This window comes from Halomonas sp. HP20-15 (assembly GCF_033446685.1).
GTDB lineage: Bacteria > Pseudomonadota > Gammaproteobacteria > Pseudomonadales > Halomonadaceae > Modicisalibacter.
In genome coordinates, this window is the sequence record NZ_JAWQLY010000009.1 from 63,868 (window position 1) to 76,196 (window position 12,329).

Here is a 12,329-nt window from a genome sequence, read left to right on the forward strand (position 1 = left end):
GCTCAGGGGGCGCGGCGCGAGCGCTGCTTGCGATCCGCATAACGCTTGAGCGCGACCAGCACCAGCACGCCGAGCGTGATCCCGCCCAATGCCCACGCCAGCTCGCCGCGATTCTCGGCGGTAATCAATTGTTTGAGCTGGCTGCCCAGCAACGTGACCCCGACCAGTCCGGGGATGATTCCGATCAGCGAGCCGACCATGTAATCGCGAAAGCGCAGATGGAAGGCACCGGCCATCATGTTGGTCAGCGTGAACGGCGCCAGCGGTAATAGATTGACCACCGTCATGGTGCGTATGCCGCGCCCGGCGAGCCGTTTGGCCAGGCCATTGAGATGCTTGCCACCGTGACGCAGCAGCACCTCGCGGCCGAGCTTGCGGCCCACCCAGTAGGTGACGGCCGAGGCCAGCAGGGTGCCGGCGAGCGCGTAGCCGAAACCCCACAGCGGACCGAACAGCAACCCGGTCACCGCCACCAGGATACTCAGCGGAAAGACCATCAGTGTCGCCCCGACGTAGACGCCCATCACCACCGGCACCGCCCATGGCGAATCACGCCAGCTCAGTGCGTATCGGGTGGTTTCCATCAGCCGTTGCGGGGTCAGCGCATCGTTCATCGCCAGCCACTGCCAGAGCAGGCCCAGGCCGATCAGGCCGAGCAGCAGGGCGATGACGAGGCCCAGGGAGCGGTTCATGGGGCAGAGCTCGTCGCGAAAGGATTCGCGTTCAGGATACTGGCATAAGCGCCGGCGGCCAACGGCCGCCAGGCAAAATGCCCGGGCGCAGGGCCCGGGCACGGTAACGGCGTAATCTTCGATGGGTGCGCGCAGACACGCAGTGTCGATCAACGCGCGAGGACGCGCAGGCGCGACTCCAGCAGGTCCAGATCGAGATAGGTGCCCTGCAGGTGACGCTTGCCGGTATTGGGGTCGAAGGCGCGCCGGCCATGTAGTACGCGGCGGTTGTCGAAGGCGACCATCTGGCCCGGCTCGAGGACGAATTCGATCTGATGCCGGGGATCGTGGAGCATCTGCCAGAAGCGCTGGTAGGCCGCGTACCAGGCTTCGACCTTGTCCAGCGGCAACCGCAGGGTGTCGCGGATCCAGTTGTTGAAGCGCACTTCAAGCGGGTTGCCGTCGGCGTCGAGCTGAATCACCGGCGCGCGGACGGCGATGTCGTGCTCCTCGTCCTGGAAGCGGAAGTCGATGGGCGTCTCGGCGAGCACGCGGAACGCTTGGGGATCGACGTCGCGCAAGGCCTCGGCCACCGCGAAACCGTCGGCGAAGATCGATTCACCGCCCTCGGCTTCGTTCTGCAGGCAATACAGCATCTGGATGTCCGGCGGCTGGCGCCAGTTGGGCAGGTCGGAGTGCAGCGCCAGGCCGATGGCCGTGTAGGCGGCGTTGTTGGGGTTGGGCTTGGAGCGAACGTCGAAACGCGCACCGAAGTTGGTGGCGCGCATCGGGCCGATGCGCCCGGCCAGCCGGCTGACTTCCTCGTCGGCCAGCGGACCGTCCTCGAGCAGCACCAGGCCGTCGCGCAGCAGCGCTTCGAGCCATTCGCGCTCGCCTTGGAGCGCGAGGAAGTCGGCGTGGCGAACGCGGGCGGGGCGAAAGTCGCGCGTCCAGGGGCGGCGCGCCGGCAGCGCCTGCGCCGGTTGCGTGCCGGCCTCTTCCAGGCGGCGCTGATGAAGCCATACCGGATCGTAATGACTGAGATGGCCGTCGGCCCATTCCAGACGCAGGATGCCACCGTCCAGGCTAACGCCCGGCGCGCCGGAAATGCTCTCGAGCGGCAGGTAGAGACGCTCGCGGGTTAGCGGGTGGCGGCAGGCGGCGCACGGGCAATGATCGCGCAACCACAGCAGCGGGAAATGGCCCTGGACGCCATCGTCCCAGGTCACGGTGACGCGCGCGCCGGTCGCCACGGCATCGTTCAGGGTCGGGCCGTCGTCATAAGCCGACAACTCGCCCATGTCGTAGCGCTGGCGAGCGGTTGTCTGCTGGGTGCGATCGGGACTCGCGGTCGTCATCGGTGGCCTCCTGTTGCGAACGTCTGTATCGGTTGAACGAACACAGCATGGAGTTTGCACGGGACTTCGACAAACGATTAATCTAGGACCAATGACCAAGCATGGCTTATAGGTAACTTTCCCATGAGCGCCGTTCCCCCCTTGCAATGGCTGCAGGCCTTCGAAGCCGCCGCGCGTACCCTGAGCTTCACCCAGGCCGGCCAGGAGCTGGCGGTGACCCAGTCGGCGGTCAGCCAGCGCATCCGCCTGCTCGAGGATCGCCTGGGCCAGAAGCTCTTCATCCGCCATGCACGCAGTCTGACGCTGACCCCGGCCGGCCGAGCCTGGCTGCCGAGCGTACAGGAAGGCTTCGCGCGGCTCGCCGAGGGCACCTCCGAGGTGTTCGGCCCCCGCGCCGAGGCTCCGGTTACGCTGCGCGCCACGCCGGTGATGCAGCAGACCTGGCTGGCGCCGCTGCTGCTCGACTTTCATCGCCAGCATCCACAGGTGGTGGTACGCCTGGTCAGCGCGATCTGGCGCGACGACTTCGGCCCCGAAGGCGCCGATATAGAGATCCGCTACGGGCTCGGCCAATGGGAGGGCTCGGTGGCCTTTTCGCTGGGCGACGAAGAGCTTTTGCCGGCCTGCTCGGCCGGAACGGCCGAACGCCTCACCACGCCGCAGGCGCTGGCCGGCGAGACGCTCATCCATGCGATGGGCTTTGCCGTGGGCTGGCCGGCCTGGCTCGAGCGCGCCGGGGTGCCCGGGCTTGATCGTCAGTGTGGCTCGCTGATGTGCGACAGCCAGGTCATGTCGCTGTCATTGGCGGCCCGCGGCGGCGGCGTGGCGCTGGTTCATCGCAGCCTGCTGGCCAAGCGTCACGACCTGGTGGCGCCGTTCGCCTTGAGCGTGCCCAGCGACGAGGGCTTCTGGCTGGTGCGTCCGGCACGCCGTTCACCGCGCCCAGAGGCATTGCTGCTGTGGGATTGGCTGGTGGCGCAGGGTGGCTAGGTTCAGGGTGGGGAGACGAATAGCGAACTACTCTGAAAGAAAGCTGAAAGAAAGCCTGACTGGGAGAATCCGATGCGACTCACGGACAAGCCGACGCTGGCGGGGGGCCTGCTGATCGTCGGGTACCTGTTGCTCGCGACCCCGCTGCCGGTGGTCGCCGACGAGCGGCGCTATGACATCACGTTCGGCAACCAGACGTTCGGCAGCGACATGCACCGCGGCGGCGAGCGAATGCGTTGGCAAGACGGCCGCGATCATGGGCGTGGCTACGATGGCCGCGACTACGAACGCGACCGTGAACGCCGCGACTACGAACGCGATTACCGCGATCCCTATCGGGACGGACGCTGGCATTACCGACGCGACGATTATGATTATCGTGATCGCCATGACGGTCGCCATCATGACGGGCGCCATCATGATGGCTGGGGTCGGGATCGGGATCGTTATGGCCATCACGGGCGTCCCGGCGCATGGACGCCCAATGTCGAAGTGATCGTCGACGGCGTCTCGAGCGACGGCCGTCGGCTTCCACGCGATCCGCGGGAAGGTCCCGATCGCTGCCATCAGTTGCGCAGCGATAGCTGGTCGACGGGTAGCCTCGACTGCCCCGAGCCCAATCCTCCCTCGCGCAGCCAGGACTGGTCGAGTTCGCAGTGAGGCCCGCCGCTCAGCCAGCCTCAGCCGTGTGCCGACGCCTCCAGGCTGGTCGGCACGACATACAGCGGTGCCGCCTGTGCGTCCCCCCGGCAGGCGTCGAAGGCCTCGCCCGGGATCAGCCACCAGCGATCGCTGTTCTGGAAGCCCAGATCGAGCGCCCTTGAGAGCTCGGCGCATTGCAATTCGTCGGCCTTGCCTTGATCGATGAACAGCCAGCGTTTGTGCGGTGCCTGGTTGATCCAGGCGAAAGCGCGCTGTAGCTGTCGCTCCAGCGGCGTGGCGTTGCCGAAGTGCACGGTCGGTTGACGCGTTTGCAGCAGGAACTCCTCGTCGAAGGCGGGCATCGCCAGCCAGGCATCGTCGCCGGTGAGCCGCTCGACACGCTGCATCATGTCGCGCGGCGAGCGGGTGGCGTCGAGCTGGATGTAGCCCCAGGTCGACCACAGGCACCAGAACACCGCCAGCCAGCCGGCCAGGGCCAGCATGCCTTGGCGTGGCCGCAGCCAATAGAGCAATGCCCCCGCACTCAGCCCCAGCACGATCCACCACAGCCACGGCGAGACGCCATACTTGGTGGCCAGGTCGGTGAGTGCCGGCAGGCCGACGGCACCGAGCACGCCGGCAACCAGGAAGATGCCGCCCAGCACCGCGACCAGGGCGGTCCCCAGCCAGTGCAGCCAGCGCTTGCACAGCAGGCCCGGCAGCAATGGCGCCATGGCCAGCACCAGCAGTGGAATACCCGGCAGTACATACACGCCACGCTTGCCCGGCGACAGCGAGAAGAACATCACCAGCAGAATCACCCCGCTGAGCGGCAGCAGTACCCGGGCGTCGAGCCGGCGGGCGCGATGCCACCAGGCGGGTATCAGCCAGGGCAGCCCGAGGACCAGCGGCAGCCAGGCCCAGGGAATCACCGCGACGAGGTAGTAGTACCAGGGCTTGAGATGGTGCCAGGACTCGGCGTAGCGCTCGCCGGTCTGCTTGAACAGGATATTGTCGCGGTAGGCGGTGAGGGTCGGATCGTCACCCAGGGTGGTGATCAGTGCCATCGGTACTACCCACAGCGCAATGGTTCCGAGAAGCGCCGCCAGGCCCAATCCCAGGTCCTTCCAGGCCAGGCGGCCGGCCTGCCCGCGCCGTGCCAGCAGCCCCCAGGCCGGCAGCATCAATAGCGGCAGGAATCCCACGCCCTTGGTGATCACGCCCAGCCCCATCGCCACGCAGCCGATGTACCACCAGCGCCGCGCCGGCCCCAGCAGGGCGTGACGCAATAATCCGTAGGCGCCGAGCGTGGTCCACAGCGTCACCAGCATGTCGATCTGGGCGGTCTTGGCCTGCAGCACGAACTGCAGGGTGGTGAGCAGTGCGATGCCGGCCAGCGTGGCGATGCGCCGGCCGTAGAGCCGTCGCGAAAGGTCCATCACCAGCCCCAGCGTGCCCAGCGCGCCGATCAGCGAGGGCAGCAAAAAGCCCAGCCGCACCGAGCCGGTCAGGGCGATCGAGGCCGCCGAGACCCACATGAAGACCGGCGGCTTGTCGGGGTAGGGCTCTCCACCCCGGTGGGGGATCCAGAAGTTACCGGTCTCCAGCATCTCCTGGGCATTGAGTGCGAAACGCGGCTCGTCGGCCGGCCACGGGTCGCGTAACCCGATGCCCAGGGCCAGCAAGAGCACGGCGGCGATCAGCAGCAGCAACCAGATCAGTCGCTGGTTGCCGCGCAGGTAGACGGGTCGTTGCATGAATCACTCACGGCCTAGCGAATGACGGCCCCAGGCAAGCTCAAGGCTCATGCGGGGCGTTCTGTGCGGTATTGCGCTCCTCGCGACGCAGCAACATCAGGTTGCGGACATAGATGAACAGCCCCGTCCCCTGGCCGACGATGAACACCGGGTCCTGACGATACAGCGCATAGGCGAGCAGCGTGGCGCCGCCGCCCAGGCTGAAAAACCAGAAGGCCTTGGGAACGATGCTGCGCTTGGCGCGCTCACTAGCTATCCACTGGACCATGAAGCGTGCCGAGAACAGCGCCTGCCCGAGGAAGCCAATGGCAATCCAGAGCCACTCCTGATTCATCGCGACAGTCCCTTCAGGGCCGTCGTACCGCTTTCGGCCTGCTCGGGCCGGGGCGCCTCCTCGCCCTCGCTCAGCGCTGCAGGCCCGCTGACGCTCTCCAGCGGCGACGGCAGGCGCGAACGACGCCGCAGCCACATGACGCCCAGCAGGTCGACCAACCCGGCCCACAACCGATTGTTGAGCCCGTAATGCGAGCGTCCGCTGCCGCGCGGGCGGTGATTGACCGGCAGCGATAGGCAGCTTCCGCCCTGCATCAGCACCAGCGCGGGCGTGAAGCGATGCATGTGATCGAAGTAAGGCAGCGCTAGGAAGGCGCGACGCTGGATGACCTTGATGCCGCATCCCGTATCGGGTGTCGCGTCATTGAGCAGGGCCGCGCGGACGCCGTTGGCGATGCGCGACGACAGACGCTTGAGCCAGTCGTCGCGACGGTTGGTGCGTTGCCCGATGACTAGCGTCACGTCGCCACGCTGGGCGCGTTCGAAAAGCCTGGGCAGGTCGGCGGGGTCGTTCTGGCCGTCGCCATCCAGTGTCGCCAGCCAGATACCCTGCGCCGCGTGGGCGGCCTGCCAGATCGAGGTGCTCTGACCGGCGCTCTCGGCATGGCGTAACGGACGCACTCGTGCGTCGCCCGCGGCACGCCGACACAGCAGCTCCCAGGTGCCATCGCTCGAAGCGTCGTCGACCACCAGGATCTCGTAGTCGGTATCCGGCAGGGCGGCCTGGATCTCGTCGAGCAACGCAGGCAGGTTGCCGGCCTCGTCCTTGGCGGGAATTACAATGGAAAGCTGCGGTGCTGTCACGATGAAGCCCTATGTTCTATCACGAGCCGTCCAGTTTGACGGGCATTTCTTAAGCAATCCTTAAGTGCCTCGAGAGTACTTTAGCGGCAACTACTGACGATATCGAACTCGGGGCGGTACACCTGCGTCGTTACGCCCATGATCCCCAATACGCTATGAAACAGATTGGCATGACTGTGGGGCCGGTCGGCGTTCGATCTGAGACAGCTGGAATCGATGCTCGCCCGGCGCTGCATGGCCTTGGACAGCCACCATATCATGGGCACATGGGTCTGTTCGTCCGGCGCGATGGCGTAAGGCAGGCCATGCAGGTACAGCCCGTGCTCGCCCAGCGACTCGCCATGATCGGACAGGTAGACCATCGAGGCCGCGAAGCGCTGTTGCCGGGCGAGAAAGTCGATGATGTCGCTGAGTACCGTATCATTATAGAGAATGGCATTGTCATAGCTGTTGACGATTCGTTGCTGGGAGCATTGGCTCAGGTCGGCGCTGTCGCAGGTCGGTGTGAAACGCCGAAACGCCTCGGGGTAGCGTTGGTAGTAACTGGGCCCGTGATTGCCCAATTCATGCAACACGATCACCGTGTCGCCGTGGCTTCGCTCGACGCGTCGTTTTAATTCCTTCGCCAGGGCGCCATCCAGGCAACGCCCGTCCTGGCAGAGCGCAGGATAGTCGTCGGGCGCGATGTACTCGCTGGCGACGCCGTCGCACACGCCCTTGCAACCCGACTGGTTGTCCAGCCACAGCACGTTGACGCCGGCATGTCGTAGCACGTCGAGCAGCGATTCGTGGCTGTCTATGTAGGATTCGTCGTAATCCTCGTGGCCCAGGGGGGAGAACATGCAAGGCACCGAAACGGCGGTACTGGTGCCGCACGAGGAAACATCCGGATAATTGATCACGTCGCGCTGGGCCAACTGCGGCGTGGTCTGCCGATGGTAGCCGTTCAGCCCCCAGTTGGCAGCGCGTGCGGTTTCGCCGACCACGATCACCAGCAGTGCCGGTTTGTGGCCGGGGTGAGCGGCGAGCTTGGCGTCGCTTTCAAGCGGCAGTCGCTGTTGTGGTTCGACACTGTCGTGGGCGGTCAAGACCCGTCCCATCGACACCAGGTAATTGCCCGGCGTGACCAGATAACGCAGCTCGGGCCGATTGCGCATCAATGGCGACAGGCTGTGGTAAGTCAGCAGCACGGAGGCGATCAGGGCGATGGCGGCGAGCGATAGATAGCCCAGGCGGCGAAGGACAGCGCGGCGCCAGGAAATGGCCGGGATGCGCACTCGATGCAACAGCGCGATGGGCAGTAGGGCGAAGACGGCCATATGCAGCGCGAAGCTCTCGGTCAGCAGTTCGCCGGCTTCGCGGCTGTCCGTCTGCAACACGTTGGTGATCATGGTGGTGTCGAAATACGTGCCGTAGGTGCCGGTGAAATAGCTCACCGTGGCGGCGACCAGGATCAGCAGCGCCAGTAATGGCTTGGCCGTCCAGCGGCTCACGAATAGCAGGAAGACCACATACTGCAGGCTGGTCAGTACCACCGCATATCCCGCAATCAACAGCCAGGTGCCGGGGGCGGACCAGGCGTGTCCATCGAGGGCGCCTTGCCAGAAGGGAATGTTATACAACAGCGTAAAGACCACGGTGACGATCAGGGTGAGGCATTCGGTGCTTACCCGGGGCCGGTAGTGCCAGGATCCTGCCACGATGCCTGCCGCGGAGCTGGGCAAGCGCGAAAGTAGCGACGTCATGATGAAGGTCTCGCGTTGGAATTCAGCGGATGAGCCAGTGGTCGCGTTACAGCCACGGTTGGTTCAGGTAGAGGCAGCAGGGCGCGGGCCAGCAGTGCGCTGATCGTCCAGCAGATGAGGAGCGTCCATAGGTCATGCGAAAGAAAGTGAGCGCCACGCAGTTGCTGAGCGAAACCAAAGGCCACTCCCATCGCCAGACCGATCGCCAACCCGAGCCAGCGCCAGCGGGGATGGGTTGCCTTGAAGAGAAAATACAATGCCAACCAGGCGTAGCCGGCACTGGCGTGTCCGGCCGGGAAACAGGCGGAATCCGGCAGATTGCCGGGCCGCATTTCGAACAAGCCGATGAATGGCAGCTCACCGCCGTAGCGCGCCAGATCCCAGGGACAATCCATGCTGATCAGTTGTTTTAGTGTGGCGATACTGATCGTCGAGGCGGCTATCGCGATTACCAGATAGCTCAACGGGCGACGCCAGCGACGAAGCGAAGGCCGGATGAAGCTGGTGATCAGTCCGCCTATGGCGAGGAAAGCGAGCAGCTCACTGAAAGATCTTCCGCCTTCGTGCAATAGCGTTTCGGTCACCCATGCATGTTGCAGGGTCCAGTCGTTGCCTTCGCTATTGAATAGATAGTCGGCAACCGTGAAGTCGACCGCATAATGACGATAGGGAATACTCAAGGCGATGAAACTGGCCCAGGACGCGCCCAGTGCCAGCCAAGGGCGGTCCTTTTTCAGTCGCGGGTACATAACCAAATGCTTGCCATGAACGCCAGGCAATGGGCTCTAAAAACCCTGCGGGTGCCTGGCGTTGCGTTGTCTTTTAACGAAGGCTGGATCATCGTTTACTCTTTGCCTTGAGCGGATAAGTGTTGATAGACATCGGTCAGTTCAATTTTTCGATAGGGACGGGTAAGTGGGCTTTTTACCGATAAACAATGACCCTGTGATCGTCGTTATTGAGCCTATTCTTGCTGTCATTGCTTAACGAAGACTTAATTGAAAAGTCGAAAGTAAGAAATGAACTGTTAATTTTTACCGGTGTTTTGTTTTGTCGATTTTTGGAACTGTCCGGTTTACTGTTCTGAATATTTCGCCTTAAGGTGTCCTTAAGAAAGGGCGCGGATAGTGAAGGTCGTTAGGGCAGAGCGAAGAGGCCGGCATGCGTGTATTACTGGTAGAGGACGATCCACTGCTGGGCGACGGCATCAAGACGGCCCTGCAGCGCGAGGGTTATGCGGTCGACTGGCTGGAAAACGGCCACGATGCGCTAGCCGCGGTTCGCTACGATACCTTCTCGGTAATGGTGCTGGACCTTGGGCTGCCGGACATCGATGGCATGCAAGTGTTGAAGGGTGTTCGCCGCCATAGCGCCATGCCAGTGCTGATACTGACTGCGCGTGACGACATCGAGGCGCGTATCGCCGGGCTCGATGGCGGGGCCGACGACTACGTGCTCAAACCCTTCGATCTGCAGGAATTGCTGGCACGCCTGCGTGTGGTGATGCGTCGCGCCCAGGGGCGGGCCTCGCAGATCATCGAGATCGGCCCGCTGCGGATCGACGAGGCGAGTCACGAAGTGACCTGGCATTCCCAGGTCGTGCCCCTGGCGCGACGCGAGTACGCACTGTTGCTCGAACTCGCCCGCCATCCGGAAAAGGTCATGACCCGGCCGCATCTCGAGAGCCTGCTCTACGGCTGGAACGAAGAGGTGGCCTCCAACGCCGTCGAGGTGCATATTCATCATCTGCGCAGGAAACTCGACAAGCGGCTGATCGCCACGGTGCGCGGCATCGGCTATCGGCTTACTCCGGACCGTGAATGATCTCGATCAGACGCTATCTCACCCGCTCCCTGGCGCTGGTACTGGCCGCGGCCACGGCGCTCACCGTCACCGCCACCTACATAATCACCGAGCACGAGATGGAAGAGATCCTCGATGCTCAACTGAGCCTGCAGGGTCGCTTGATCGCCGCCCAGATTCGTGCCGATACGTCCCCCGCGGCGTATCGCGCGATCGCCGCACGGCTCAATCAGCCCGGTCACCTGGCGCGGCGTTATACCGATGGCCGAGCCGAGCCGCCCGATGATCCCGACGACGCCGTGCGTTACCACCACGAGGAACGCATGCTTGCAATGGGTTTCTGGAATGGCGACGCGACGCCACTGCTGTTGGGCGCGGGATGGAACGACCATGGTCCCTTTCCGCCGCCCGAGGCCGAGGGCTATCGCTGGGTCGACTATGGCGGCGAGCGTTGGCGGGTGTTTTCGTTGCTCGACGCACGCAGCGAGACCTGGATCCGCGCCGGCATCCAGAAGGAATTCATCGATGAGCTCGGCGGCAAGGTCATGCTGGGCAACCTGATTCCGATGCTGATCGCCTTGCCGCTACTGTTATTGGCCACGGCATGGACCGTCAAGCGCGGTCTCAAGCCCATCGGCAGCCTGTCGCGCCAGGTCGCCGGACGCAACGACCGGCAATTGAGCTTCATCGATGCCGCCGTGCCGCGTGAGCTGAACGGTCTGCAGACTTCGATCAACGATTTCATCGCCCGCCTGCGCGAGACGCTGGAGCGCGAGCGGCGTTTCACCGCCGATGCGGCCCATGAACTGCGTACCCCGCTGGCCGGGCTCAAGATCCATCTCGACAACGCCCGCGCCGGCGAAAGTGCGTCGCTGGACAAGGCCTATACCGGAGTGGCGCGCCTGCAGCGGGTCGTCGAACAGCTATTGGTTTTGGCCCGCCTGGACCGGGGCGACGCCCAGCAGGCGAAGGACATCGATATCTATCCGCTGGTGCTGGAGCTGATCGCCGAACTTTGGCCCTGGGCCCAGGCGCGCGACCAGACGCTCGAAGTGACCGGATTGACGGCGCTTCGGGTCCGCGCCGATCCGGTCGAGATGGGCATCCTGGTGCGCAATCTCGTCGATAACGCGCTGCGCTACACCCCTGACGGCGGACGAGTGACGCTCGAGCTGTCGAGCGCCGAGGGTGAAGCCCGGCTGATAGTCAGCGATACCGGCCCGGGAATCCCCGAGGCCATGCTCACGCGGGTCACCGAGCGCTTCCGGCGCGCCGCCGATCAGCGCATCACCGGCAGCGGCCTGGGCCTGTCGATCGTCCTGGAACTGGCACAACGCCAGCGGGCACGGTTGATCCTGACCAATCGGGAGCCGCACGGACTCGAGGTGAGCCTGGCCTGGCCGAGCATGCCAGGCCGCAAAGCTTCATGAAGGCTCAGTGCGGCAGGCGAGCCAGCGGCGCCTGGCGAAAGTAGCGCGCGAGCAAGGCGTAGAGTTCGGGGTAGGCGGTGTCGAGCAGGTCGGGGGCGCTGAAGAAGGTCTCGCAGCACACCGCGAAGCACTCGCCGGGATGCGTCGCGGCGTAGTCGTCGATCGGCGTGGGCTCGCCGCGCACGAGGTGCGCCTGCAGATCGTCCCATACCGCCGTGAACACCCGGTGCCACTCCTGGGCGGCGATGTCTCGCGGCAGCGGCGGGCAACCATCGACATCCTGCGAATTGCCCATGTCGAGCTTGTGCGCGAATTCGTGGATCACCACGTTGAAGCCGGTCCAGTCGCCGCTTTCCGCCAGGTCGGCCAGCGACACCACGATCGGCCCCTGATACCAGGTTTCGCCGACCCGCTCGTCCTCGTACTCATGGACCACGCCGGCCTCGTCCATCTCTTCCACATGGCGCCGGAAGGCGTCGGGGACCACCACGACCTGATGGACGTTGGCGAACGCCTCGCGGGCCTCCCTATCGTCCCAGCCGAGCGTCAGCAGGCAGGCCTGGGCGGCCAGTGCAAGGCGCGCGGCCAGGTCGAAGGCATCGTCGTCGGGCAGCGTCAGGCGCTTGCGATGCAGAAACGCCCAGGCGCGCTGACCGAGTCGCTCGGCCTCGGCGTCGTCGAGCGCCGCAAGCAGCGGCAGCCGTCGGCGTGCGCGCTGCCATTCGGCCTCGGGGAAAGGTTGACGGCCGGGCCGGTGCGCGCCGCCCCAGCGCTTGAGTTCGTTCCACAGGTTCAT

General features: G+C 64.6%; 12 protein-coding genes. 4 read left to right on the plus strand and 8 right to left on the minus strand.

All coding sequences use genetic code 11. The features are described 5' to 3' along the window. Positions 1–2: 2 nt before the first annotated feature. Positions 3–692, minus strand: coding sequence for a TVP38/TMEM64 family protein (locus tag R6258_RS12890; protein ID WP_318450889.1), 690 nt, complete (start codon positions 690–692; stop codon positions 3–5). A 149-nt stretch (positions 693–841) separates the two neighbouring features. After that, positions 842–2,029 (minus strand): TauD/TfdA family dioxygenase, encoded by a 1,188-nt coding sequence (locus R6258_RS12895; protein ID WP_318450891.1) that lies wholly within the window; start codon positions 2,027–2,029, stop codon positions 842–844. Positions 2,030–2,152: 123 nt separating this feature from the next. On the opposite strand from R6258_RS12895, the gene R6258_RS12900 reads away from it, so the two are divergent. Further along, positions 2,153–3,019, plus strand: a complete 867-nt coding sequence (locus tag R6258_RS12900; protein WP_318450893.1) for a LysR substrate-binding domain-containing protein — start codon at positions 2,153–2,155, stop codon at positions 3,017–3,019. Positions 3,020–3,091: 72 nt separating this feature from the next. After that, positions 3,092–3,679, plus strand: a complete 588-nt coding sequence (locus R6258_RS12905) for a hypothetical protein (protein WP_318450895.1) — start codon at positions 3,092–3,094, stop codon at positions 3,677–3,679. Positions 3,680–3,699: 20 nt separating this feature from the next. Here the strand turns inward: R6258_RS12905 and R6258_RS12910 are convergent, their stop codons facing one another. From R6258_RS12910 to R6258_RS12930, 5 genes are all read right to left on the minus strand, one after another. Beyond that, entirely contained in the window at positions 3,700–5,418 is a 1,719-nt protein-coding gene (locus R6258_RS12910) for a glycosyltransferase family 39 protein (RefSeq protein WP_318450897.1), read from the minus strand. A 40-nt stretch (positions 5,419–5,458) separates the two neighbouring features. Beyond that, positions 5,459–5,752: a lipid-A-disaccharide synthase N-terminal domain-containing protein gene (locus R6258_RS12915; protein ID WP_318450898.1), complete on the minus strand. Its 294-nt coding sequence runs from the start codon at positions 5,750–5,752 to the stop codon at positions 5,459–5,461. Beyond that, positions 5,749–6,555, minus strand: a complete 807-nt coding sequence (locus R6258_RS12920; protein WP_318450900.1) for a glycosyltransferase family 2 protein — start codon at positions 6,553–6,555, stop codon at positions 5,749–5,751. Before R6258_RS12920 ends, R6258_RS12915 begins: the two co-directional genes overlap by 4 nt. A gap of 80 nt (positions 6,556–6,635) precedes the next feature. After that, positions 6,636–8,300, minus strand: coding sequence for a phosphoethanolamine--lipid A transferase (locus tag R6258_RS12925; protein ID WP_318450902.1), 1,665 nt, complete (start codon positions 8,298–8,300; stop codon positions 6,636–6,638). Next, a complete protein-coding gene (locus R6258_RS12930) occupies positions 8,297–9,049 on the minus strand; it encodes a phosphatase PAP2 family protein (RefSeq protein WP_318450904.1) in 753 nt (250 codons plus the stop codon). The genes R6258_RS12925 and R6258_RS12930 overlap by 4 nt, the downstream gene beginning before the upstream one ends. A gap of 412 nt (positions 9,050–9,461) precedes the next feature. Between R6258_RS12930 and R6258_RS12935 the strand changes: the two genes are divergently transcribed. Then, the gene (locus tag R6258_RS12935) at positions 9,462–10,124 is read left to right on the plus strand and encodes a response regulator transcription factor (protein ID WP_318450906.1); all 663 of its coding nucleotides are present in this window, start codon (positions 9,462–9,464) and stop codon (positions 10,122–10,124) included. Then, positions 10,121–11,533: an ATP-binding protein gene (locus R6258_RS12940; protein ID WP_318450908.1), complete on the plus strand. Its 1,413-nt coding sequence runs from the start codon at positions 10,121–10,123 to the stop codon at positions 11,531–11,533. The genes R6258_RS12935 and R6258_RS12940 overlap by 4 nt, the downstream gene beginning before the upstream one ends. 4 nt (positions 11,534–11,537) lie before the next feature. Here the strand turns inward: R6258_RS12940 and R6258_RS12945 are convergent, their stop codons facing one another. After that, positions 11,538–12,329 (minus strand): zinc-dependent peptidase, encoded by a 792-nt coding sequence (locus tag R6258_RS12945; RefSeq protein ID WP_318450910.1) that lies wholly within the window; start codon positions 12,327–12,329, stop codon positions 11,538–11,540.